Source organism: Agrobacterium sp. GD03872, from assembly GCF_029840625.1.
Lineage (GTDB): Bacteria > Pseudomonadota > Alphaproteobacteria > Rhizobiales > Rhizobiaceae > Agrobacterium > Agrobacterium fabrum_A.
Map to the genome: position 1 here is coordinate 204,959 of NZ_JAOCCY010000004.1, position 23,078 is coordinate 228,036.

Consider the following 23,078-nt stretch of genomic DNA (forward strand, 5'->3'; position numbering starts at 1 on the left):
CGACGACGCCTCTCACCCCCAGCAATGAAGACGCAAACAAAAAGGAGGCCTGACGGCCTCCTGAAAACTCGCAGTCTGTTGTGCGATCAACCGACGAAAGCGCGCTCGATGACGAATTCGGCAGGCTTGTTGTTGGCGCCTTCGGTAAGGCCCGCTTTCTCAAGCAGTTCCTTGGTGTCCTTCAACATCGCCGAGGAACCGCAGATCATGCCCCGGTCGATTTCGGGATCGAGCGCCGGGACACCGAGATCCGCAAACAGCTTGCCGTCCTCGATCAGCGTGGTGATACGGCCCTTGAAGGGGTAATCTTCGCGGGTCACGGTCGCATAGTGCTTCAGCTTGTCGCCGACGATCTCATTCAGGAATTCGTGGTTGCGGATTTCCTCGACCAGATCGAAGCCGTATTTCAGCTCGGCCACGTCGCGGCAGGTATGGGTGAGGATGACTTCCTCGAACTTCTCATAGGTTTCCGGGTCACGGATCAGGCTCGCGAAAGGCGCGATGCCGGTGCCGGTGGAGAACATGTAAAGCCGTCTGCCGGGCGTCAGCGCATCCAGAACCAGCGTGCCTGTCGGCTTCTTGCGCATCAGCACGGTATCGCCGGGCTTGATCGCCTGAAGATGCGAGGTCAGGGGACCGTTCGGAACCTTGATCGAGAAGAATTCCAGTTCCTCGTCCCAGGCGGGGCTGGCGATGGAATAGGCGCGGTAGATCGGCTTGTCGCCGACCATCAGGCCGATCATGGCGAATTCGCCGGAACGGAAACGGAAGCCGGCCGGACGCGTCATGCGGAAACGGAACAGGTGGTCGGTATAGTGTTCCACCGATAAAACCGTCTCGGCATAAACACCATCGGGTATCTTGACCGCGAAATCTTCCGTCTTGGCTGGCGCGTTCATTTCAGGTTCCGTCCATTCTCATTCGATAAGCGACATTCTCCAACCGGGCAATTATACCATTTTTGTCGCCGTTTGAAGGCATGAGAATGTCAATACTGCCATGTGCGTAGGAAATATGTATCTAAAACTCATATTTCCGACATCATGCGTCAACCGGCCGCACGGCGACGCCAGCTATAGGCCTCGCCGCCCGTCGCCGGTCGAGCCGTCGGCTGGTAATAGACCGGTATTTCCGGCAGGCGATTTTCAGACAGGCGGCGGATCGCCGTCGCGTTCGTCACCGCAAAGCTGGTGAAACCGGTGCGCAGCATCAGCGGCACCTGGTCGATCAGCACATCGCCCACCGCCCTCACCTCGCCTGTAAAGCCAAGACGGCTGCGCAACAGCGAGGCATGGCTGAAGCCGCGGCCGTCGTTGAAGGCCGGGAAGCTTATGGCGACAAGGCCGATACGGTCGAGATAGGGCTCAAGCCGCGTGACATCGTCGGCAGGCGCAATCAGGACGCCGAGGCCGATATCGTTGCTTTCCGCGGCGCGCGCCAGGAAATCGGCGAGCGGCAAAACCGGCTTCTGCTCGGCCGTCGCTTTTACTTCTTCCGTTTCGATCACCCAGGGGTCGTTTTCCACGAAGCCGTCGCGGTTCCAGATTTTCGTCATGGCGTTCTCCTCAGGCAGCTTCGGCGGCCGAACCGTAGAGCGCATCCTTGAAGGGCTGCGGTCCGACGCGGCGGTAGGCTTCGAGGAAGTTTTCTTCCTTCGAAAGGCGCAAGCCCAGATAGGTGTCGACGATGGTTTCGATGGCGTCGGTGACTTTTTCCGGCTCGAAACCGCGACCGATGATCTCACCGATCGAGGTGTTTTCGTCGCCCGATCCGCCCAGCGTGATCTGGTAGAGTTCCGCGCCCTTCTTCTCCACGCCCAGCAGGCCGATATGGCCGACATGGTGGTGGCCGCAGGCATTGATGCAACCGGAAATCTTGATCTTCAGCTCACCGATTTCCGCCTGACGCTCGGGCGAGCCGAAACGGGTGGAAATTTCCTGCGCCACCGGAATGGAGCGCGCATTGGCGAGCGCGCAATAGTCCAGTCCGGGACAGGCAATGATATCGGTGATCAGCCCGGCATTGGCGGTCGCAAGGCCAGCGCCTACCAGGGCGCGATAAACCGGCTCGAGATCGGCCAGCGCCACATGCGGCAGGATGATGTTCTGCTCGTGGCTGATGCGGATTTCATCGAAGGCATATTCCGCGGCGATATCGGCGACGAGTTCCATCTGCTCGTCTGTTGCATCGCCGGGAATGCCGCCGATCGGCTTCAGCGAAATCGTCACCATGCCGTAATCGGGATGCTTGTGCGGCGCGACGTTCTGCTCGACGAAACGGGCGAAACCTTCATCGGCCCGCTTCCAGCGCGCCAGGCTTTCCCAGCCTTCGGGCCGGTCCTGCAGCGCCGGCGGCGCGAAATAGGCGGTGATGGCAGCGATATCCGCATCCGGCAGCTTCAACTCGGTGTTCTTGAGCTCCGCGAACTCCACCTCGACCTGGCGGGCCAGTTCTTCCGCACCTGTTTCATGCACGAGGATCTTGATGCGCGCCTTGTATTTGTTGTCGCGGCGGCCGTGCAGGTTATAAACGCGCATGATCGCCGTGGTGTAGGACAGGAGGTCCTCTTCCGGCAGGAAGTCACGGATTTTTTTGGCGATCATCGGCGTACGGCCCTGCCCGCCGCCGACATAAACGGCGAACCCGATCTCGCCCCTGTCGTTCTTTTTCAGATGCAGGCCGATATCATGGACCTGAATGGCGGCACGGTCGCGCTCGGCGCCGGTGACGGCGATCTTGAACTTGCGCGGCAGGAACGAGAATTCCGGGTGCACGGACGACCATTGCCGTAGGATTTCCGCATAGGGACGCGGATCGGCAACCTCATCGGCGGCCGCACCGGCGAAATGATCAGCGGTCACGTTGCGAATGCAATTGCCCGAGGTCTGCAGCGCGTGCATTTCCACGCTCGCAAGTTCGGAAAGAATGTCCGGCGTGTCCGACAGGCGCGGCCAGTTGTACTGGATGTTCTGGCGGGTGGTGAAATGGCCGTAACCCCGGTCATATTTGCGGGCGATGTGGGCCAGCATCCGCATCTGCCTCGAGTTCAGCGTGCCATAGGGAATGGCGACACGCAGCATATAGGCGTGCAGCTGAAGATAGACGCCATTCATCAGGCGCAGTGGCTTGAATGCGTCCTCAGCCAGCTCACCGGACAGGCGGCGCTCGACCTGATCGCGAAACTGCGCCACGCGGCCTTCAACAAATGCGTGATCGAACTCGTCGTAACGGTACATCTTCTTCCTCAGACTGCGATAAATGCTGCATCGGCCGGCTTGTAGCCGGCGGCATAGTGCATGGTCGGGCCAGCGGCGCGAATGCGCTCGCGAAGCCGCGTCGGCCAGAGCTTGCCGTTCTCCTCCACGACATCGACGACATTGACATCGACGACCTTGTTGGCGGAAAAATCGCGTTTGCCGATTTCCTCGAACGAGGCGACGGCCTCGGGGTGGCGCGCGACAATTGCGTCCTGCAGCTTCTCGGTCCATTCGCCATTGGCGTCGAGCCAGACGGCGATGCCGTCACTCAGGCGATTGGCGGTCAAAACCTTGTCAGCCATTTACATACTCCCGTTTGAGGTCAGCCGGTCTCGCAAGCGCCAGCGCCTCTGATCTGTCGAAATTGGCGCCCGCAACCGCATCGCCGATGATGACCATGACCGGGCCGGTCAGCTCATCGCGATATTCGAGATCGGGCAGATCGTTCAATGTGCCATGCAGCAAGCGGCGATCCGCGCGGCTGGCATTTTCGATGACGGCAACTGTCGTTTCCACGCCGAGACCCGCGTCGATCAGCCGCTTGGCCACGGAAGCAGCGACACTGCGGCCCATATAGACGGCAATCGTCGCACCGGAGACGGCAAGACGCGCCCAGTCGGGCAGGACGTCGCCGGTCAGGTCATGACCGGTGGTGAAGATCAGCGACGAAGCGACACCGCGCAGCGTCAGCGGCAATTCGAAATCCGCAGCGGCGGCAAAGGCTGACGTAATACCGGGCACGATCTCGTAAGCGATACCGGCCTCACGCAGCGCCGCCATTTCTTCGCCTGCCCGGCCATAGACCAGCGGATCGCCGGATTTGAGGCGCACGACGCGCTTGCCATCCTTGCCGAGGCGCACCAGCAGACGATTGATTTCGTCCTGCGACTTGCTGTGGCAACCCTTGCGCTTGCCGACGGAGAGCCGCTCAGCATCGCGGCGGCCCATATCGACGATCGCCTGCGGCACCAATGCATCGTAAACGACCACATCCGCTTCCATCAGCACGCGCTGCGCGCGCAGCGTCAGCAAATCTTCCGCGCCGGGTCCTGCACCGACCAGCCAGACACGGCCTTCGCTGCGTTCAGGCGATTGCAGCAGGCGGTCAACCGCCTGACGTGCGGAAAGCGTGTCACCGGTGGCGATGGCATCCGCCACCGCGCCGGAAAAGAACCGCCGCCAGAAATTGCGGCGCAATGCACCTTTCGGCACGTTTTCCTCGGCCGCATCGCGATATTGCACGGCGAGGCGCGCGAGCTTGCCGAGCGACGGCGACAGCATCTGGTCGATGCGCGCACGGATCATCTGGGCGAGAACCGGCCCCGCCCCTTCCGTGCCGATGGCGACGGCGACGGGCGCGCGGGCAACAAGCGCCGGGGTGAAGAAATCGCAGAATTCCGGCTGATCCACCGCATTGGCGGGGATTTTTTTGGTGCGTGCAACCGTGACGATCTCACGATCCAGCGCCTCATCACCGGTCGCGGCAAAGATCAGAGTGGCGCCATCAACCAACGGGCTGGAGAAGGCCAACGCCCGATGATCGATATCGTTTTCCCTGATATAACGGGCAAAATCGGCTTCCGGCTGGTCGGCATAGGCGACGATATGCGCATTGGTATTGGCAAGAAGCCTAACCTTGGCAAAGGCCTCGTCGCCATTTCCGAAAACGGCAACCTGCCGTCCCTCGACCCGGAAGAAAGCGGGGAAGGTTGAAAGGCGGTCGCCAGCAGCGGAAAAATCATGTTCGTTGTGCATTGGACATATATCCCGCATCGCGCCGCAAGATTGAAGAAACAGAAATTCAAGCCTTTCCGGCACTTGGATTTTTATTTCTCGAAGACCACGGTTTTGGAGGAAAACAAACCGGCCCCCAATTTCCGGCCCTTGCAGCGCTGGTGAATACGCCGCGAATCCCTTGACAAAGCCGGCCCGTGCGCCGAACAAGGACCCAGCAGTTTCCTGCTTTTTTCTCCATGTAAATACCGCTTTTCCACAAGCGGTACTAAGGATCAGCGCCTTGACCAGCCCCAGCCTCGCAGCCCGCCTCCTCGATGTCATCGAACACGATATCCTGCCGTTGACGACCCGCGGCGTCAGCCTCGGCAACAAGGTTTTCGGTGCGGCGATCCTGCGCAAATCCGATCTGTCTCTGGTGATCGCCGAGACCAATAATGAGCTGGAAAATCCGCTCTGGCATGGCGAAGTGCACACGCTGAAGCGGTTTTACGAGCTGGGCGAGAAGGCGAATACCAAGGAACTGATTTTCCTTTCCACCCATGAACCCTGCACCATGTGCATGTCCGCCATCACCTGGGCCGGCTTCGATAATTTCTACTCCTTCTTCAGCCATGAGGATTCGCGCGACGCTTTCGCAATCCCGCACGATCTGAAGATCCTGAAGGAGGTTTTCGGACTGGAACCGGGCGGCTACCGTCGTAACAACGCCTTCTGGAATTCCTATTTCGTCGCCGATCTGGTGGAAGGCGAAGACGATCCGTTGAAAACCACGCTGAAGGCGCAGACGGCGCGCATCAAGACCACTTATGACGACCTTTCCAACAGCTACCAATCCTCGAAAAGCGGCAACGACATTCCGCTGAATTGAAGCGTTATCAGGCAAGTTGCTGTGGTTTTGCGCTCGTTAAAGAATGAAGGTTTGAGACATATGGAAGCCTCGAAGGATATTTCCCGCCTGATCGAGATCATGCAGGCGCTGCGCCAGCCGGAAACCGGCTGTCCCTGGGATATCGTGCAGACCTTCGAGACGATCAAGCCCTATACGATTGAAGAGGCCTATGAGGTCGCGGACGCCATCGAACGTGAAGATATGGACGATCTTTGCGAGGAGTTGGGCGATCTTCTCCTACAGGTCGTTTTCCATGCACGCATGGCCGAGGAGCGGGGCGAATTCGCCTTTGGCGATGTGGTGCATGCCGTCACCGCAAAGATGATCCGTCGTCACCCGCATGTTTTCGCCGTCTCCGATGCCGATACGCCTGACAGCGTCAAGCTGCAATGGGACCAGATCAAGGCCGAGGAGAAACGCGAGCGGGCGGAACGGCGTGCCCGTCGTGGTATTACCGAGGATTTCAAGGCGGGTTTTCTCGGCGGCGTGCAGCGCAGCCAACCGGCGCTCACCGAAGCGCTCAAGCTGCAGGAACAGGCTGCCCGCGTCGGCTTCGACTGGTCGGACCCGGCTCCCATCCTCGACAAGATCGAAGAGGAAATCGCCGAGCTGCGCGAGGCATTGGCCGAAGGCAAGCCGGAGAAAGTCTCCGATGAACTCGGCGATCTGATCTTCGCCCTCGTTAATATCGGCCGCCACGTCAAGGCCGATCCGGAAAACGCCCTGCGTGGCACCAACACGAAATTCCGCAGGCGTTTCAATCACATCGAAACGTCGCTCCGCAGCGGTGGCGAGACGCTGGAAGCAGCGAGCCTCGAGAGGATGGAAGATTTGTGGCAGGCGGCGAAACGCATCGAGCGGTCGCTCGACACGGTTTTACCCTGATCGCGAGGATATGCCAGGGAGCCGGGAGGGTCTGGAACGTCCCTGACGACTGGCGAATGCCCTTGGTGGCAGCGCGGCATCCCCATCCGTCACCCTGGATCTAATCCGGGGTCCAGTGCGATCAAGTCTTTGATCGCGAGGGACTCCCTTCACCGCGCGGACGTGTCGTGGCTGGACGCCGGATCCAGTCCGGCATGACGCAGGAGAGGTTCGGAGTTTGTCACCGTTTTCGGAGCGCTCAACGCTCCCAGTCTTCCCGCTCGCGAATGGTCGCCTTTCCAAGCTTCCGCTCCAGTTCGGCGGCCTGCGCTTCTGACAGGCGCACATCGAGCGCTACCGATCCGTCCTCATGGTCTTCACGGGCGTCGACGATGGAATTGCTGTAGACCCATGAAATCAGCGGCAACTGCTCGACGGAAAGAAGCACGGTCGTTTCCGTCAGAACACCGGACAGACGCTTTGAAATCTCGTCCATCAGGGCATCAACGCCCTCACCCGTGATGGCCGAAACGGCGCGAATATCCGAACGGCCCTCGGCACGCTGCATGATGGCGTCATGGGCTTCCGGCTCGAGACGGTCGACCTTGTTCCAGACCTCGATGATGCGTTGCTCGGCTTCCTTCTCGTCAATGCCGAGATCGCCGAGAATGCGCAGCACGTCGGCCGATTGCGCTGCATTGTCCGGATCGGACATATCGCGCACATGCAAGATGAGATCGGCCTCGAGCACCTCTTCGAGCGTCGCGCGGAAAGCCGCGACGAGATGCGTCGGCAGGTCGGAAATGAAGCCCACCGTATCGGAAAGGATGACGGTGCGGCCATGCGGCAGCTTCATGCGACGCAAGGTCGGGTCGAGCGTGGCGAACAGCATGTCCTCGGCCAGAACACCCGCACCGGTGATGCGGTTGAACAGCGTGGATTTGCCGGCATTGGTGTAACCGACCAGCGCGACGATCGGATGCGGCACCTTGCGGCGCTTGGCGCGATGAAGCTGGCGGGTGCGAACCACCTGCTCCAGTTCGCGTTCCAGCTTGACGATGCGTTCCTGCAAAAGCCGGCGGTCGGCTTCGATCTGCGTTTCACCCGGACCGCCCATGAAGCCCGCACCACCGCGCTGGCGTTCAAGGTGGGTCCAGCTTCGGACGAGGCGGCCCTTCTGGTAGTTCAGATGCGCAAGGTCGACCTGCAGCGTGCCTTCCTTGGTGGAGGCGCGGCGGCCGAAGATTTCGAGAATCAGGCCCGTGCGGTCGATGACCTTGGCATTCCACTGCTTTTCGAGATTGCGCTGCTGCACCGGGGTGAGCGGATGATCGACGATGACAAGGCCGGAATCCGTTTCATCCAGGAGATGACCGATTTCCTCGATCTTGCCGGTTCCGAACAGCGTTGCCGGGCGCGGCTGGTTGACCGGAACGATCAAGCCCTGCGTCACCTCCAGATCGATGGCAAGCGCCAGACCTTTCGCCTCCTCGAGCTTGGCCTCGACCGACCGGCCGGGAACCGCAGGAGCGGACGCCGCATCACGGTTTTCGCGCTGCTGCTTGAGGACGGGCACGAGGACGACCGCGCGCATGTCGTCGCGGCGCTTCTCCTGCTCGGGAATAATCGATTCGTTCGAGGTGTCGCGCGTCGAAATGGGCTCAGCCTTATCCAGAAAGAATGTTAAGGCCGACCGCCTCCCGACGGAGGGCCATGGTGATTAACCTGACGGGACCGGAAATGTTCCCGATCCGGATCAGCCTGTGTCGAGTATACGTCGAGGATGCCCGATCAGGCCGCGCCTTCTTCGCTCTCGAACATCTGCATCGGCTGGCCGGGCATGATGGTGGAGATCGCATGCTTGTAAACCAGCTGCGAATGACCGTCACGGCGCAGAAGCACGCAGAAATTGTCGAAGGAGGTGACAACGCCCGTCAGCTTGACGCCGTTGATCAGGAAAATCGTGAGCGAGATCTTCTGCTTACGAACGGTATTGAGGAAGAGATCCTGAAGGTTTTGAGAACGTTCCGCCATGGCGCCGCTTCTTTCTTTTTTGCCGGCAGGGATACCGGAAAATAAACAATCAATAATAAGCCGGCCGAGTCTTGTCCCCCGCTTGGCCGACCTCAAACTCTGGTATCAAATCATGTTCCGTTCCGCAACGGTCAAAACAGCCTGATGAGTACGAGTAGTGACCCACATTTTCAATTCGGGACAGTCAAAAATATTGTATCGAAACACGGAAAAGTTGCTCCACGTCACGCACCGCATCGGCGGATGCAAACAGCACGACGCGGTCCTTCGCCTTGATTTTCGTGCTGCCATCCGGGCGTATCACCACGCCATCGCGATAGATCGCACCGATGCGCACGCCGTCTGGCATATCGATGTCGCGGAAGGACTGGCCGACCAGCGGCGATGTCTCCAGCGCCTCCGCCTCGATCACCTCCGCCGAGCCGCGTTGCACGGCATAGACCGAACGGATGCGACCTTTGCGCACATGCTGAAGCACGCGGGAGATCGTTACGGCCCGCGGGTTGATATAGGCATCGAGCCCCAGCGAGCGGGCGACGTCGTGGAATGACGTGCTATTCAGGAGCGCCAGATTCGATTTGCAGCCGAGCTGCTTGGCGATCACGGCGGCCAGAATATTCGTCTGGTCGTTATTGGTGAGCGTGACGATCAGATCGGCATCCTGAATATCTGCCTGCATCAGGATCTTCTGGTCGAGCGCCGAGCCATGCATGACGATGGTGTGGCTTAACTGTTCGGATGCGGCGACCGCCCTGTCGCGGTCTGCCTCGATGATCTTCACACGGGTTTTCGGCTGCATTTCCTCGATCTTGCGGGCGACGAAATGGCCGATATTGCCGGCCCCCGCAATTACGATGCGCTGCGCTTCCTGTTCCTCATGACCGAAGAGGCTCAGGGTGCGGCGGGCGTGCTGGCGCTGGCAGATGACATAGGCCAGGTCGCCCACCCGCAACTGTTCGGAGGAATGCGCCACCTTGAGAACGCCACCGCGGTAAACGCCCACCACCGTGGCGATGAGGTCGGGAAAAAGGCTGGAGAGCTGCTGCAACGGCGTGTTGATGACTGGGCAATCTTCCATGCATTCGATGGCCAGCATATAGACCGTGTCGTCGGCAAAACGCACCACATCCGTTGCGCCCGGAAATGCGATGCGTCGGAGCACCATCTTGCCGACTTCGACTTCCGGGGAAATCGTCACATCGATGGACATGTTCTCGCGGCTGAAGAGATCGGCATATTCCGGCTTCAGATAACTCTGGTCGCGGATACGGGCGATCTTGGTCGGCACGCTGAAAAGCGCATGCGCCACCTCACAGGCGACGATGTTGATCTCGTCATGCAGGGTGACGGCGATGATCATGTCGGCCTGGTCGGCGCCGGCCTTGGCCAGCATATCCGGATGGGCGCCGTGACCGACGTAGCCGCGCACATCCAGTGTCTCGGTAATGGCGGTGATGAGCGGCGCGGCAGTATCGATCACCGATACTTCGTTATCTTCCCGCGACAATTGTTCGGCGATGCCGTAACCCACCTGCCCTGCGCCGCAAATGATGACTTTCATGCTGTCTCTCTGACGGAATAATCGGTTGCGGCGAAGCGCCTTCTTTCCTTATACGCCGAGAGATTTCAGTTTGCGATGCAGTGCAGACCGTTCCATGCCGACAAATTCCGCCGTTCGCGAAATATTGCCGCCGAAACGGTTGATCTGCGCCATCAGATAATCACGCTCGAACATTTCACGCGCTTCGCGCAACGGCAGGGTCATGATGTGCTGATCGCCCTGCGCCGAAATCTTCGGCAGCATGTCGCCAATATCCGAGGGCAGCATGTCGGCCGAGATCGGCGCTTCGCCGCCTTCTGGACGGGCAAGGATCATCAGCCGCTCGATATTGTTGCGCAGCTGGCGGATATTGCCCGGCCAGTCATGCGTCTGGAGAACGGCCATGGCGTCATCGCCGATCTTGCGCGGACGGATGCCGGCCTGTTCGGAAATCTGGCGCATGAACATGTCGACGAGGAAAGGAATATCCTCGCGCCGTTCGGAGAGCGCCGGCACCTTCACCGGCACGACGGCGAGGCGATGATAGAGATCCTCGCGGAACTGGCCTTCGGCGATCAGGCTTTCAAGATGATGCGCGGTCGAGGAAATGATGCGCACATCCACCTTCACCCGCTTGCCGCCGCCGACACGCTCGAACTGCTGGTCGACCAGCACGCGCAGGATCTTGTTCTGCGTCTCGCGCGGCATTTCGCCGACTTCATCGAGATAAAGCACGCCGCGATGGGCTTCTTCCAGAGCGCCCACCTTGCGCGGCTGGCCGGGCAGGCCTTCCGTGCCGAAAAGCGCGATTTCCATGCGCTCCGGCGTGATCGTCGCGGCGTTGAGCGCCACGAAGGGTCCGCTCGCACGCGAGGACTTCTTGTGCACCATGCGCGCCACCAGTTCCTTGCCGGAGCCGGAGGGGCCGAGGATCATGATGCGGCTGTTGGTGGGGGCGACCCTATCGATGGTCTGGCGCAGCTGCGATACCGCAAGCGATGCGCCGACGAGCTCGACCGCATCACCGGTGCGCTTCTTCAGTTCCTGAACCTCGCGCTTCAGCTTGGAATTTTCCAGTGCGCGCTCGGCAATCAGGATCAGGCGATCCGCCTTGAAGGGCTTTTCGATAAAGTCGAATGCGCCGCGCTTGATGGCGTTGACGGCGGTCTCGATATTGCCGTGACCGGAAATCATGACCACTGGAATTTCGGGATGGCGGCTCTTGATCTCGTCGAGCAGAGCCAGGCCGTCGAGCTTCGAGCCCTGCATCCAGATGTCGAGAAAGATCAGGCGCGGCACGCGTTCCGAAATGGCCGCCAGCGCGCTGTCGCTGTCGAACGCCATGCGGGTCTCGTGGCCTTCGTCGGAAAGAATGCCCGCTACGATTTCGCGAATGTCCGCCTCGTCATCCACGACCAGAATATCAGACGCCATATGCTGCTTCCTTGTTATTTTCGCCGCCGACCGCCTCGATATAGGGCAGCAGCACTCTGATCATGGCGCCGTGGCCGTGATCGAACTCCGGCGGGGCATCGTGGAGTTCCAGGTACCCGCCATGCTCTTCGATGATCTTCTTGACGATGGCGAGGCCGAGGCCCGTGCCCTTGTCCCGCATCGTCATATAGGGTTCGAGAATGCGATGTCGGTTCTCGACGGGCAGGCCACGGCCATTGTCGATGATATCGGCCACGAAACGCGAATTGGCTTCGTCGAAAGCGGCGCGCACCAGGATTTTTCCCGGCCGCTTTTCGCCTTCCACCGCCTCGATGGCTTCCGTCGCATTCTTGATGAGATTGCCGAACGCCTGCCCCAGCATGCGGGCGTCGAACATGCCCTCCAGCGGGATATCGCCCAGCTCCGTTGCGAATTTGGTGTCGGCGGCGCTGATTTCCCGGAGGAACGCCGCATCCTTCAGGACCGCCCGCAGGTCCGATTTTTCCTTCGTCGGTTTCGGCATGCGCGCAAAAGCAGAGAATTCATCCACCATCCGGCCGATATCACCGACCTGCCGGACGATGGTGTCCGTACACTGGTCGAAGACGGCGCGGTCGCTCTCGTCGATCTGCTTGCCGAAACGGCGCTTGATGCGCTCGGCGGAAAGCTGGATCGGCGTCAGCGGGTTCTTGATTTCATGGGCGATGCGGCGCGCCACATCCGACCATGCGGTCGAACGCTGGGCGATGACGAGATCGGTGATGTCGTCGAGGGTGATGACGTAGCTGTCACGGCTGTCGCGGGCATCCTCACGGGTCACCTGCACATTCAGCGTCCGTTCCTTGCCGCGCCGCATGATGTTGATCTGCTTGCGGAAGTTGCCGCGCGACCAGGTGTTGGCCTCGTTGACGACCTGTTCGATCTCAGGCGCGATCTCCGACAATTGCGCGCCGATAAGCTGCTCGGAGGTCTGCGCCAGGAATTCTTCGCCCGATGGATTGACGATGGTGATCCTGCGGTTCTCATCGACCCCGATGACGGCGGCCGTGACGCCCGAAAGCACCGCCTCGATGAAACGACGGCGATCGTCGATATCGTCCTTGGCCTCGATGATCTGTTCCTGCTGGCTGCGCAGTTCCGAGACCATCTTGTTAAACGTGCGTGAGAGGCGGCCGACGTCGCCATCCACGGCGCGGACGGGCACCAGCACATGCATGTTGCCGGTGGCGACACTGTCGGCCGCGCTGATGAGGAGACGGATCGGCCGTACGATACGGTCGGCGACCGCAATCGCCGTCCAGATGGCGGCGAGAAGCACGATCAGCGCGAAACCGAGATAAAGGATCGCGAAGGCGATCTGCAGCGGCGCGCGGCCCGCCTCCATCGCCTTGTATTCGGCACGGTTCTCTTCCATCAGCCGCATCGCGCTCATCACCTTGGGATCGACGGCGCGAACCGTGTAAAGGAAGGTGCCGCTGATGCCTTCGAGCTTGATAATGGCGCCGACGAGGTTGGTGATACCGGGCGGTATCAGCGTCGGCTGGCCGGCGGCGGCCTTTTCGAGCGCGTCCTGCGGGATGGCGGGAAGCGGTTTTTCGGTCTTGATGTCGGCCTGAGCAACGGCGTCGCCGTCCTCCTGCACCAGGAACGCGCCGAGAAGGCCGCGCCCCTTGGCCTGCCGGGTCATCAGATCGACAAAGCCGGTGCGATCGAGATAAAAAAGAGCGCGGTTGCGGTCGAGGTCAGTCGCCATCGACAGGGTCTGGCCCTGAAGATAACCGGCATTCTCCATCATATAGGCCTGGGCGATATTGCTCGATGAATCGACGATCGACTGCGTGCGCAGCGAAAACCAGCGGTCGAGACCGACATTCAGCGTCAGACTGGCGAAGATGGCGACAAGCACGGCCGGCGTGATCGCCACGATGGAGAAAAGCACGACGATGCGCACGTGCAGGCGCGCTGCCGCCCTGCCCTTTTTTCGCGCTTTCAGCAGCCGGTTGATTTCGCGGCCGATGAGGAAGATCAGGCCGATCACGAAGATCGAATTGATGACAACCGAGGCGATGACAACATTCGATGTCGGGGCAATTGGCGTCACGCCCAGAAGCACGAACAGGGTGAGGATGGCGCAAACGAGAGCGACGCCGGCCAGCACCAGCCCCGGCAAAGCAAAAGACATCCTGCGATCGGCAACCACCATGCCCGCTGCTTCATCGGCAACGGTGTTTTCGGCGGCGGATTTCCGCATGCACTACTCCCAATCGCTGGCCAGCCAGCACCACATTTCTGAAGTCAGGCGAGACGCGCCCCAGACTGGCGAATCTCTTTCCTTCCTAGTGTTTTTCAAGCAACACAATGTGGCGAAAGTGCAACGACAAATGCGGCCTTGTCAACATTCTCAGCTTGGCCGGGAGCTGCGATAGACCGAAACCCCAAGCTCGCGGATTTTCTTGCGCAGCGTATTGCGGTTAAGGCCGAGAAGATCGGCAGCCTTGATCTGGTTGCCGCGCGTCGCCGTCAGGGCGGCGAGAATCAGCGGATATTCCAGTTCGCGCAGAACGCGGTCATAAAGGCCGGGTGGCGGCAGGCCATCGCCGAAGCTGGCGAAATAATCGCGCATATTCTCCTCGACCGCCTGCGAAATGGTGAGCGAACCGGTGCGGACCGCCATCTTGTCGAGCGGGCTGTCGGGAACATCCGATTGCAGCTCCTGCTCGATGATCTCGCGGGTGATGACTTCCTGCGGATAAAGCGCCATCAGGCGGCGGATCAGGTTTTCCAGTTCGCGCACGTTGCCCGGCCAGGCATAGGCCTTCATGACCTCCAGCGCCTCGCCTTCGAAGCGCTTGCCCTCAAGACCTTCCTTCTCGCCCTGCTGGATGAAATGGCGCACCAGATCGGGAATATCCTCGGCGCGGTCACGCAGCGGCGGCAGGCGCAGCGGCACGACGTTCAGCCGGTAATAGAGGTCCTCGCGGAACAGACCCTGATTGATCGACTGTTTCAGGTCCTTGTTGGTGGCGGCGACGATGCGGACATCGGTGCGGATCGGCGTGCGGCCGCCCACCGTCGTATATTCGCCCTGCTGCAACACGCGCAGCAGCCGTGTCTGGGCATCCATCGGCATGTCGCCGATTTCATCGAGGAACAGCGTGCCGCCCTCGGCCTGTTCGAAACGGCCGGTGGAGCGGTTCTGCGCGCCGGTGAAGGCGCCCTTCTCATGGCCGAAGAGTTCGGATTCGATCAGGTCGCGCGGGATTGCCGCCATGTTGATGGCGACGAAGGGGCCGTTGCGACGCTTGCCGTAATCATGCAGCGCACGCGCCACCAGTTCCTTGCCCGTACCGGATTCGCCTGTAATCATCAGGGTCAGGTCGGTCTGCATCAGGCGGGCGAGAACACGGTAGATTTCCTGCATCGCCGCAGAGCGGCCGACGAGCGGCATGCCGTCCTGCATGTCATCGTCCAGCTTGGCCGGCTTACGCTTCGGCTCCGACAGGGCGCGGCCGATGATGGCGATCAGCTCGGTCAGGTCGAAAGGTTTCGGCAGATAGTCGTAAGCGCCTTTTTCCGAGGCCTTGATAGCGGTCATGAAGGTGTTCTGGGCGCTCATGACCAGAACCGGCAGGTCCGGGCGGGCCTTCTTGATGCGCGGCAGAAGATCGAAGGCGTTTTCATCCGGCATCACGACATCAGTCACGACAAGATCGCCCTCACCCGCCGAAACCCAGCGCCAGAGCGTTGCGGCATTGGAGGTGATGCGCACGTCATAACCGGCGCGGCTCAGCGCCTGGTTCAGCACCGTGCGGATTGCGGCATCATCATCGGCGACGAGGATCGTAGCTGTCATTGGTCATTTCCTGTCGTGTTCGGCAAAGAGCGGTCGTCGAGCGCCACTTCCGGCGAGACGGGCATCAATACGCGGAAAGTCGTGCGGTGGTTCTGGCTGTCGCATTCGACAATGCCGCCATGGGCGCCGATCAGCTTGGCGACAAGCGCCAGCCCGAGGCCCGAACCATTCGTCTTGGTGGTGATGAAGGGATCGAAAAGATGCGGCAGCAGATCGGCCGGAACGCCCGGGCCATTGTCATGCACGCAGAATTCGAGCGGCAGCGAGATGCGCTCGCGGCTGCCGGCGACAGAAAGCCGCATGCCGGGACGGTAGGCGGTGGTGAGGATGATCTCGCCGTCCGACTGGTTGCCGACGGCTTCCGCCGCATTCTTCACCAGATTGAGGAAGACCTGCACCAGTTGGTCGCGATTGGCATAAACAGGCGGCAGCGACGGATCGTAATTTTCCGAAATCTTGATATTGCGGGCAAAACCGGCCTTGGCGATGGCCTTCACATGATCGAGCACGGAATGGATATTGACCGGCACACGGTCCACCGGCCGCTCGTCGGAAAACACTTCCATGCGGTCGACCAGTGAGACGATACGGTCGGTCTCGTCGCAGATCAGCCGCGTCAGCGCCCGGTCCTCATCGGCAACCGAGGTTTCCAAAAGCTGGGCCGCGCCACGAATGCCTGACAGCGGGTTCTTGATCTCATGCGCGAGCATCGAGGCAAGGCCGGTGACGGAACGGGCGGCGGCGCGATGGGTCAATTGCCGGTCTATCTTGTCGGCCATCGACCGTTCCTGAAAGACGACGACCACCGATCCCGGCTCGCTGACAACGGGCGCGACATAAAGATCGACCAGCTTGTCCTGGCCGAGGCGCGGCGAACTCAGATCGACGCGGTATTCATTCACCGGCGCACGGCGTTCCCGCACCTGATCGATCAGCGCCAGAAGCGGGCTGCCGAAGGGAATGAATGTGGAAACGCGATAGCGGGCGAGATGGGAGGCGCTCGCCCCGAAAAAGGCTTCGGCTTCCCAATTGGCGAAGGCGATGAAACCTTCGGCATCCACCAGAATGACGGGGTTCTGCACCGCGTTCAGAACCGCCATGGCGAGCGGGTTCGCATCTACCGGGCTGTGTTTGTCAGCGCTCATGCGGCCTTCCTTGCGGCTTCTTCGCCCGCATTTTCGCTAAGGGCGGAGCGCAGCAGATCCGCCACCTCTCCCGTATCACGCGATGTCATGATGTTAGCCTTGTCGGGCGTGGCGATCTCAGGTGCGAAACGGTCGAGATACCAGCCGAGATGTTTGCGGGCATGCCTGAGACCGGCTTCCCTTCCGTAAAATTCCAGCATCATCTCATAATGTTCGATGGCGATGGCCGGAATATCGTCGCGGTGCGGCGCTGAATGTCCGGCAAGCACCGCCGGCAGCCAGGGCTGCCCCTGCGCGCCGCGACCGACCATGACGGCATCCGCACCCGAACGGCGCAGGATTTCGCGCGCGTCCCCGGCCGTTTCAACGTCGCCATTGGCGATCAGCGGCACGGAAATCACCTCACGCACGGCGCGGATGGCATCCCAGTCCGCCCGTCCCTCGTAAAACTGCATGCGGGTGCGGCCGTGAATGGTGATCAGCTGAACGCCTGCGGCTTCGGCGCGGCGGGCGATTTCAGGTGCATTGATGGTGTTTTCGTCCCAGCCGAGCCGCATCTTCAGCGTCACGGGCACATCGACCGCGTTGACAGTCGCCTCGATCAGCGACAGGGCATGATCGGGATCGCGCATCAAAGCCGAGCCGGAATAACCGCCCGTCACCTTCTTGGCCGGGCATCCCATATTGATATCGATAATGCCAGCGCCGTTATCCGCAGCAATTTTTGCCGCCTCGGCCATGAAATGCGCCTCGCGCCCGGCAAGCTGCACCATATGCGGAACCATGCCGGCATTTTTCAGCCGCGCCCAGGATTCGCCCCTGTTAGCGACGAGTTCGCGACTTGCAACCATTTCCGTAACGACAAGGCCCGCGCCGTAACGCCAGGCAAGCTGCCGGAACGGCAGATCCGTCACGCCCGACATGGGCGCCAGCACGGCACGATTACGGATCGTGACTGAGCCGATACTGAACGGTTCTGACAACTCCGGAAGATGCAATTGATGATCTTTCATGCAGAAGGGTTATTTGCATTATTTTTAGACAGTGTTTGCGCAGTTGCCAAGCACTTTTAGAGGCTTGCACCTTTTATTTGCTGGGCGGCTGCCTGCCTGTTTTGCTGTCGGCGGCAATTTGTGCAGGTTCAAAGGCCAATGACGACCGATCCTGCGGCATGCAGGGGCGAATGCGCGTCTTATCGGGCTGGCCATCCGGGTTTTGAAACGCTAGAGCAGGACTGTCAACCGCTAAGGGTTGCGCACAAAGCATATGACCAATGCAGGAAAGTACTATGAAACTCGGCATCGTCATCGTCGCCGCAGGACGCGGAGAAAGAGCCGGCTCCCCCGAGGAAGGGCCGAAACAATATCGCCCGATCGGCGGCAGGGCCGTGATCGAGCATACAGTGTCGACCTTTCTCAACTGGGACAGCACCTGCCCCATCGTCATCGTCAGCCATGCGGACGATGCAGCGCTGCTGTCACCGATCCTGCAGCGCCTTGATGCCGGCGAACGGATTATGACGGTTACGGGTGGTGCGACACGTCAGCAATCGGTGCTGGCGGGGCTGGAGGCGCTGTCTCTGGAAGACCTGACCCATGTGATGATCCACGACGCCGTGCGGCCTTTCGTCGCCGTGGACATGCTGGAGCGTATCGTGGCGCTGCACGCGGAAGGCGCTCGGGGCGTTCTGCCTGCCCTCCCCGTCACCGATACGCTGAAGCGCGGCTCGGATGGTCGAGTCGTGGAGACGGTTTCCCGGCAGGGGCTTTATGCCGCACAGACACCGCAGAGTTTCGACCATGGCGATATTCTCGCCGCGCATCGCGCCGCTGCCGCCTCCGGAAAGTCCGATTTTACCGATGATGCTTCGATTGCCGAATGGGCCGGGCTGGCGGTGACGCTGACCGAAGGTTCGGTCGACAACGTGAAACTCACTCTCAAGCGGGATATCGCCATGGCCGATGAAAAGCTTTCCCATGCATTGCCCGACGTGCGTACCGGCAATGGTTACGACGTGCACCAGCTGGAGGCCGGAGATGGCGTGACGCTCTGCGGTATCTTCATCGAACACGACCAGAGGCTGAAAGGTCATTCGGATGCGGATGTAGCCTTGCATGCGCTGACGGATGCGCTGCTCGCCACCTGTGGCGCCGGCGATATCGGCGATCACTTCCCGCCTTCGGATCCGCAATGGAAGGGTGCGGCCTCGCGCATCTTCCTCGAACATGCGGCCAAAGTGGTGCGCGATAATGGCGGCACGATCATGAATGCCGATGTCTCGCTGATTGCGGAAGCACCGCGCATCGGCCCACACCGGCAGGCCATGCGCGAAGCACTCTCGGACATGCTCGGCATCGCGCTGGAGCGCTGCTCGGTGAAGGCGACGACCAATGAGACCATCGGTTTCGTCGGCCGCCGGGAGGGTATCGCGGCAATAGCCACCGCTACCGTCGTTTACAGAGGCAGACCTTTATGAGCCTTTTTCCCGCCGACATAGAAGATCTGGCGCGGCGGATCATTACCGATTTCACCGCCCGTGGTTTCATGGTCTCGACCGCTGAAAGCTGCACGGGCGGTCTGATCGCCGGTGCGCTGACGGAGATCGCCGGCTCCTCCGCCGTCGTGGATCGCGGTTTCGTCACCTATACGAACGAAGCCAAGATGGAGATGCTGGGGGTTGGCGCCGGCACGCTTGCCGCATTCGGCGCGGTATCCCGGCAGACGGCGCTGCAGATGGCGCATGGCGCGCTGTTCCGTTCGCGCGCGGATTTTGCCGTGGCCGTGACCGGCATTGCCGGTCCGGGCGGCGGTTCCGCCGAAAAACCCGTCGGCCTGGTGCATCTGGCTGCCAAATCACGCAGCGGTAAAATCCTGCATCATGAAATGCGTTACGGCGACATCAGCCGCACGGAAATCCGGCTTGCGACGGTCAGAACCGCACTTGAGATGCTGATAGCGCTCAATCAGACCGGATCCGCGTAAATTTTATCGGCGCGGGTCTCGAAGGCCTCCGCAAACATGCGAAAAGCCCGGTCGAACATCGACCCCATGACCGCGCCGAGCAGGCGGCTCTTGAATTCATAATCGATGAAGAAATGAATCGTCGCACCGCCGTCTTCCGATTCTTCGAAACGCCAGCGGTTGTCGAGATATTTGAACGGCCCGTCGATATATTTCACGTCGATGGCGCGCTCGGCCGGGTTCAGCAGCACCTGCGTGGTGAAGGTCTCGCGGATGGCCTTGTAGCCCACCGTCATATCCGCCACCAGCAGCACCTTGCCGTCCCGTTCCTTGCGCGAGCGAATGGTAAGCGCCTCGCAAAGCGGCAGAAACTGTGGATATTTCTCCACATCGGCGACGAGGTCGTACATGCGGTCTGGCGAGTGTTTGACGAGGCGATGCGTTTCGAACTGGGGCATAAGCGGCAGTTAATCCCCGATGCCGAGAAGATCAAGAAGGCGGCGAAACTGTTTTCGGCTTTTCAGCTGGAATACAGGCACATCGGCGCCATAAAACGCAAAATTCTGCTCGAAGATCGGGGCGTGGCGCCGTTCGAAATTCCAGATATATCGCAGGAAATCGAAGTCTATCCGTTCAGGGCACCCCTCCGCCATTTCCGGCCTCGCCTTGCCATAGCCCTTGATCGCCCGGCTGACGGCACCCCACAGGCAGAGCCAGCGCGGCATGCGCACCCAGAGAACGATGTGGGAGCGTGGCAGGCGCATGTCGAACGAGGATGGATTGCTGCCATCCATCAACCAGCGCTCCTCGGCGATGATAGTGGCTATCCTCTCTCGCTGTTCTTCACGCGGGCGCGCCCGCCAGCCGGGCAGCCAGAAGATTTCACGGTCCATGGAGATATAGCGAAGCCCAAATTCGCTTGCGAGCTTTTGCGAGAGCGTCGACTTGCCGCCTCCGGAACAGCCAACGACCATGATGCGTTGCGCCCCGGCGATGATCGCCGCGGCATCTTCCACTGTCTCAAGATAATTCGGCATCGCATAACCTCGTCATGACCGGGGAGATTGCCTGCCGCAAGGATATCCGCCGCAAAGCGGTTATCTTCGTTGCGCATGGCAGTTACGGAAAATTGACTATTGCAACCCCGCCGCAGGGATTGCTATTTATTTGCGACTAATATTACACCCACTGGATGCAAACGCGCCGGGCACTCCCGATTTCCCCACGCGTATTCATCCTTGGGTTCAGACCCGACACATAACTGCTTTGAGCCACTGAGTGAGCCGATGGACGATTTTTCCAACATCATCAACCTTCTCGAATCCGCCAAGCAACTCGCATCGATGAACGGCATGCCGGTGCTTGCCTATCTCATCGACGTTGCAAAATGCGAGGCGAGAGAGAACAAGCCGGTTCTGCGCAAGCGCAAACGCGGCGAATCGACCGCCAAGGAAGACTGTTAATTGCCGTTTCGTATAGCCGACCGATAAAGCCGGCTGGCCCAATCTTCAAGACGATGTCATAATCAAACAATGAAACTGGCCGCTTTTTCGAGGCGGCCATTTCTTTGCACAATGGAAACGACAGCGTCATGACATCCGCATCGGCCGATATCAGAACCTACAGGCAGGAAAGACCGAAGGAGCGGCACGGTTTCGTGCAGATCGTTCTTCCGGTCTCTGGCCGCCTGCGGATCGATGTGGCCGGGCGACAGGATGAGCTGTCGACCGGACGCGGCGTCTTCATCCACCGCGATGCGCCGCATACGCAGGAAGCGACGGCGATCAACCATTCGCTGGTGGTCGACATCGATGAGAGCGCCGTGCCGGAGCAGACGCTCGAGACATTCACCCGCAAGCCGTTTCTCGATATCGCCCCCGACACACGGCAATTGATCGCCTATATGCGCGGGCTTATCAAAACAGACGGGCGGCGCGACGATGTCGCCGGGATCTGGGCGCCACTGCTGGTGGACAGCCTCGCCCATGAAAAAACCGATATCCGCCAGCGCCTGCAGGGACTCGGCGCGGTCGTCAGGGCGGAGCCGTTTTTCCCCTGGACCATCGACATGCTGGCGGCCTGCGTGACGATCAGCGGCAGCCGCCTGCACACGCTGTTTCTCGAGGAGTTTGGCCTGCCGCCGCATCGCTGGCTTGCGGGGCTGCGCATGGACAAGGTCTGCGCCCTGCTCAACGATTCCAACCTGCCAATCGCCGAGATTGCGCTCCGGGCCGGTTTCTCCGACCAGACGGCGCTGACACGCGCCATGCGCAATACCCTTGGCGAAACGCCGGCCGCCTATCGGCGCAACCGCGGCATTCATTAGATCGCCGACATTCCCTCTGGAGTTTTTGTCAAGACAGCCGCGGAGGCGCTGTGGCACATCGCAGGCAAATGCGAATGCGGATGTGACATGACATGAACAACAGAACAGGTCTCGGTGTTTTTTACGGCGTGCTGGCGGGTGCGCTCTGGGGGGGTATCTTTCTCGCCCCGAAACTCGTGCCGGATTTTTCCGCCCTGCAACTGTCGACGGCGCGTTATCTCACCTATGGGCTGATTTCCCTCATCATCATCGGGCCGCGATTGAAACGCGTATCGGCCCATTTTGGCGCGCGGGAGTGGATAGCACTCGGCTGGCTGAGCATGATCGGCAATATCGCCTATTACGTCTTCATCTCGACGGCGGTGAAACTGAGCGGCGTCGCCTTCACTTCCATCATCATCGGCTTCCTGCCCGTCGCCGTCACCATCATCGGCAGCCGCGATCATGGCGCGGTGTCGCTAAAGCGGCTGTGGCCGTCGCTTGCCTTCGGCGCGATCGGCATCATCGGCATTTCCTGGCAGTCGCTGACGGAAAACGATGCCGGGCTCGATGTATCCCGTATCATCGGGCTTGCCTGTGCGCTCGGGGCGCTGGCCTCCTGGACGGCCTTTGCGGTCGGAAATGCCCGCTGGCTGTCGCGCCTTCACGATGTCAGCGCCGATGACTGGAACATGATGACGGGTGTCGTGACAGGCGCGCTTGCGCTGCTGCTCGTCATTCCGGCCTTTGCCTTTGGCGGAGAAAGCCATAGTTCGGGAGACTGGCTGCATTTCGCCGCCATTGCCGCCGGGCTCGGTTTCACCGCCTCCATTCTCGGCAATGCCTTATGGAACCGCATGAGCCGCCTTCTGCCACTCACCATGGTCGGGCAGATGATCCTGTTCGAAACGCTGTTTGCGTTGCTTTACGGTTTTCTCTGGGAAGGACGCGGGCCGACCATTGTCGAGATCGTGGCGATCTGTTCGGTGGTGCTGAGCGTGATCTTGTGCATGCGGGCGCATAGGCCGGAGCGGATCACGGCCTGAGTAGATCCGACAC

At 60.5% G+C, this 23,078-nt stretch carries 22 protein-coding genes; 7 read left to right on the forward strand and 15 right to left on the reverse strand.

Going from position 1 to position 23,078, the window contains the following annotated elements:
- Positions 1–86 precede the first annotated feature (86 nt).
- The 5 genes from N5D22_RS12050 to cysG all read right to left on the reverse strand — a co-directional run bounded on the left by N5D22_RS12050 (position 87) and on the right by cysG (position 5,012).
- Entirely contained in the window at positions 87–899 is an 813-nt protein-coding gene (locus N5D22_RS12050) for a ferredoxin--NADP reductase (protein ID WP_279655217.1), read from the reverse strand.
- A 149-nt stretch (positions 900–1,048) separates the two neighbouring features.
- Positions 1,049–1,555 carry a DUF934 domain-containing protein gene (locus tag N5D22_RS12055; protein ID WP_279655218.1) on the reverse strand — a complete coding sequence of 169 codons (507 nt, stop codon included), beginning with the start codon at positions 1,553–1,555 and terminating at the stop codon, positions 1,049–1,051.
- 10 nt (positions 1,556–1,565) lie between these two features.
- The gene (locus tag N5D22_RS12060) at positions 1,566–3,236 is read right to left on the reverse strand and encodes a nitrite/sulfite reductase (protein ID WP_279655219.1); all 1,671 of its coding nucleotides are present in this window, start codon (positions 3,234–3,236) and stop codon (positions 1,566–1,568) included.
- A gap of 8 nt (positions 3,237–3,244) precedes the next feature.
- Complete coding sequence (locus tag N5D22_RS12065) at positions 3,245–3,559, reverse strand: DUF2849 domain-containing protein (protein WP_279655220.1); 315 nt, start codon at positions 3,557–3,559, stop codon at positions 3,245–3,247.
- On the reverse strand, positions 3,552–5,012 hold the full coding sequence (gene cysG, locus N5D22_RS12070) for a siroheme synthase CysG (protein WP_279655221.1): 1,461 nt from the start codon (positions 5,010–5,012) through the stop codon (positions 3,552–3,554). Before cysG ends, N5D22_RS12065 begins: the two co-directional genes overlap by 8 nt.
- Before the next feature lie 262 nt (positions 5,013–5,274).
- Here cysG and N5D22_RS12075 point away from each other — a divergent pair, with 262 nt between their 5' ends.
- Both N5D22_RS12075 and mazG read left to right on the forward strand, forming a co-directional pair.
- On the forward strand, positions 5,275–5,862 hold the full coding sequence (locus N5D22_RS12075; protein WP_279655222.1) for a nucleoside deaminase: 588 nt from the start codon (positions 5,275–5,277) through the stop codon (positions 5,860–5,862).
- A 60-nt stretch (positions 5,863–5,922) separates the two neighbouring features.
- Entirely contained in the window at positions 5,923–6,768 is an 846-nt protein-coding gene (mazG, locus tag N5D22_RS12080; RefSeq protein WP_279655223.1) for a nucleoside triphosphate pyrophosphohydrolase, read from the forward strand.
- Between the two features lie 238 nt (positions 6,769–7,006).
- On the opposite strand, the gene hflX is transcribed toward mazG, so the two are convergent.
- The 8 genes from hflX to dusB all read right to left on the reverse strand — a co-directional run bounded on the left by hflX (position 7,007) and on the right by dusB (position 17,766).
- Complete coding sequence (gene hflX, locus N5D22_RS12085) at positions 7,007–8,341, reverse strand: GTPase HflX (protein ID WP_279655224.1); 1,335 nt, start codon at positions 8,339–8,341, stop codon at positions 7,007–7,009.
- 197 nt (positions 8,342–8,538) lie between these two features.
- Positions 8,539–8,781, reverse strand: coding sequence for an RNA chaperone Hfq (gene hfq / locus N5D22_RS12090; RefSeq protein ID WP_003496145.1), 243 nt, complete (start codon positions 8,779–8,781; stop codon positions 8,539–8,541).
- Between the two features lie 184 nt (positions 8,782–8,965).
- Positions 8,966–10,342 carry a Trk system potassium transporter TrkA gene (trkA, locus tag N5D22_RS12095; protein ID WP_347881144.1) on the reverse strand — a complete coding sequence of 459 codons (1,377 nt, stop codon included), beginning with the start codon at positions 10,340–10,342 and terminating at the stop codon, positions 8,966–8,968.
- Positions 10,343–10,390: 48 nt separating this feature from the next.
- Entirely contained in the window at positions 10,391–11,755 is a 1,365-nt protein-coding gene (locus N5D22_RS12100) for a sigma-54 dependent transcriptional regulator (RefSeq protein ID WP_279655228.1), read from the reverse strand.
- A complete protein-coding gene (locus N5D22_RS12105; RefSeq protein WP_279655229.1) occupies positions 11,745–14,006 on the reverse strand; it encodes a PAS domain-containing sensor histidine kinase in 2,262 nt (753 codons plus the stop codon). The genes N5D22_RS12100 and N5D22_RS12105 overlap by 11 nt, the downstream gene beginning before the upstream one ends.
- A gap of 150 nt (positions 14,007–14,156) precedes the next feature.
- Entirely contained in the window at positions 14,157–15,608 is a 1,452-nt protein-coding gene (gene ntrC, locus N5D22_RS12110; RefSeq protein WP_279655230.1) for a nitrogen regulation protein NR(I), read from the reverse strand.
- Positions 15,605–16,753, reverse strand: coding sequence for a nitrogen regulation protein NR(II) (locus tag N5D22_RS12115; protein WP_279655231.1), 1,149 nt, complete (start codon positions 16,751–16,753; stop codon positions 15,605–15,607). Before N5D22_RS12115 ends, ntrC begins: the two co-directional genes overlap by 4 nt.
- A complete protein-coding gene (gene dusB / locus N5D22_RS12120; RefSeq protein ID WP_279655232.1) occupies positions 16,750–17,766 on the reverse strand; it encodes a tRNA dihydrouridine synthase DusB in 1,017 nt (338 codons plus the stop codon). The genes N5D22_RS12115 and dusB overlap by 4 nt, the downstream gene beginning before the upstream one ends.
- Before the next feature lie 275 nt (positions 17,767–18,041).
- On the opposite strand from dusB, the gene N5D22_RS12125 reads away from it, so the two are divergent.
- Positions 18,042–19,229: a bifunctional 2-C-methyl-D-erythritol 4-phosphate cytidylyltransferase/2-C-methyl-D-erythritol 2,4-cyclodiphosphate synthase gene (locus N5D22_RS12125; RefSeq protein WP_279655233.1), complete on the forward strand. Its 1,188-nt coding sequence runs from the start codon at positions 18,042–18,044 to the stop codon at positions 19,227–19,229.
- Positions 19,226–19,735, forward strand: coding sequence for a CinA family protein (locus tag N5D22_RS12130; protein WP_279655234.1), 510 nt, complete (start codon positions 19,226–19,228; stop codon positions 19,733–19,735). The genes N5D22_RS12125 and N5D22_RS12130 overlap by 4 nt, the downstream gene beginning before the upstream one ends.
- On the opposite strand, the gene N5D22_RS12135 is transcribed toward N5D22_RS12130, so the two are convergent.
- Both N5D22_RS12135 and N5D22_RS12140 read right to left on the reverse strand, forming a co-directional pair.
- Complete coding sequence (locus N5D22_RS12135) at positions 19,717–20,172, reverse strand: type II toxin-antitoxin system RatA family toxin (protein ID WP_279655235.1); 456 nt, start codon at positions 20,170–20,172, stop codon at positions 19,717–19,719. The genes N5D22_RS12130 and N5D22_RS12135 overlap by 19 nt on opposite strands.
- A 9-nt stretch (positions 20,173–20,181) precedes the next feature.
- On the reverse strand, positions 20,182–20,751 hold the full coding sequence (locus tag N5D22_RS12140) for an AAA family ATPase (protein ID WP_279655236.1): 570 nt from the start codon (positions 20,749–20,751) through the stop codon (positions 20,182–20,184).
- Positions 20,752–21,000: 249 nt separating this feature from the next.
- Here N5D22_RS12140 and N5D22_RS12145 point away from each other — a divergent pair, with 249 nt between their 5' ends.
- The 3 genes from N5D22_RS12145 to N5D22_RS12155 all read left to right on the forward strand — a co-directional run bounded on the left by N5D22_RS12145 (position 21,001) and on the right by N5D22_RS12155 (position 23,065).
- Positions 21,001–21,177: a hypothetical protein gene (locus N5D22_RS12145; protein WP_003496171.1), complete on the forward strand. Its 177-nt coding sequence runs from the start codon at positions 21,001–21,003 to the stop codon at positions 21,175–21,177.
- A 128-nt stretch (positions 21,178–21,305) separates the two neighbouring features.
- On the forward strand, positions 21,306–22,040 hold the full coding sequence (locus N5D22_RS12150) for an AraC family transcriptional regulator (RefSeq protein WP_279655238.1): 735 nt from the start codon (positions 21,306–21,308) through the stop codon (positions 22,038–22,040).
- A gap of 92 nt (positions 22,041–22,132) precedes the next feature.
- The gene (locus tag N5D22_RS12155; protein ID WP_279655239.1) at positions 22,133–23,065 is read left to right on the forward strand and encodes a DMT family transporter; all 933 of its coding nucleotides are present in this window, start codon (positions 22,133–22,135) and stop codon (positions 23,063–23,065) included.
- Positions 23,066–23,078: the final 13 nt, after the last annotated feature.

Bases quoted from the DNA above. Each gene is read 5' to 3' on its own strand.
- hfq (WP_003496145.1), bottom strand. From the start codon at position 8,781: ATGGCGGAACGTTCTCAAAACCTTCAGGATCTCTTCCTCAATACCGTT.
- hflX (WP_279655224.1), bottom strand. From the start codon at position 8,341: ATGCGCGCGGTCGTCCTCGTGCCCGTCCTCAAGCAGCAGCGCGAAAAC.
- N5D22_RS12135 (WP_279655235.1), bottom strand. From the start codon at position 20,172: ATGCCCCAGTTCGAAACGCATCGCCTCGTCAAACACTCGCCAGACCGC.
- N5D22_RS12060 (WP_279655219.1), bottom strand. From the start codon at position 3,236: ATGTACCGTTACGACGAGTTCGATCACGCATTTGTTGAAGGCCGCGTG.
- ntrC (WP_279655230.1), bottom strand. From the start codon at position 15,608: ATGACAGCTACGATCCTCGTCGCCGATGATGATGCCGCAATCCGCACG.
- N5D22_RS12140 (WP_279655236.1), bottom strand. From the start codon at position 20,751: ATGCCGAATTATCTTGAGACAGTGGAAGATGCCGCGGCGATCATCGCC.
- N5D22_RS12145 (WP_003496171.1), top strand. From the start codon at position 21,001: ATGGACGATTTTTCCAACATCATCAACCTTCTCGAATCCGCCAAGCAA.
- N5D22_RS12150 (WP_279655238.1), top strand. From the start codon at position 21,306: ATGACATCCGCATCGGCCGATATCAGAACCTACAGGCAGGAAAGACCG.
- N5D22_RS12125 (WP_279655233.1), top strand. From the start codon at position 18,042: ATGAAACTCGGCATCGTCATCGTCGCCGCAGGACGCGGAGAAAGAGCC.
- N5D22_RS12050 (WP_279655217.1), bottom strand. From the start codon at position 899: ATGAACGCGCCAGCCAAGACGGAAGATTTCGCGGTCAAGATACCCGAT.
- trkA (WP_347881144.1), bottom strand. From the start codon at position 10,342: ATGAAAGTCATCATTTGCGGCGCAGGGCAGGTGGGTTACGGCATCGCC.
- N5D22_RS12115 (WP_279655231.1), bottom strand. From the start codon at position 16,753: ATGAGCGCTGACAAACACAGCCCGGTAGATGCGAACCCGCTCGCCATG.
- mazG (WP_279655223.1), top strand. From the start codon at position 5,923: ATGGAAGCCTCGAAGGATATTTCCCGCCTGATCGAGATCATGCAGGCG.
- N5D22_RS12065 (WP_279655220.1), bottom strand. From the start codon at position 3,559: ATGGCTGACAAGGTTTTGACCGCCAATCGCCTGAGTGACGGCATCGCC.
- N5D22_RS12155 (WP_279655239.1), top strand. From the start codon at position 22,133: ATGAACAACAGAACAGGTCTCGGTGTTTTTTACGGCGTGCTGGCGGGT.
- N5D22_RS12055 (WP_279655218.1), bottom strand. From the start codon at position 1,555: ATGACGAAAATCTGGAACCGCGACGGCTTCGTGGAAAACGACCCCTGG.
- N5D22_RS12100 (WP_279655228.1), bottom strand. From the start codon at position 11,755: ATGGCGTCTGATATTCTGGTCGTGGATGACGAGGCGGACATTCGCGAA.
- N5D22_RS12130 (WP_279655234.1), top strand. From the start codon at position 19,226: ATGAGCCTTTTTCCCGCCGACATAGAAGATCTGGCGCGGCGGATCATT.
- dusB (WP_279655232.1), bottom strand. From the start codon at position 17,766: ATGAAAGATCATCAATTGCATCTTCCGGAGTTGTCAGAACCGTTCAGT.
- cysG (WP_279655221.1), bottom strand. From the start codon at position 5,012: ATGCACAACGAACATGATTTTTCCGCTGCTGGCGACCGCCTTTCAACC.
- N5D22_RS12105 (WP_279655229.1), bottom strand. From the start codon at position 14,006: ATGCGGAAATCCGCCGCCGAAAACACCGTTGCCGATGAAGCAGCGGGC.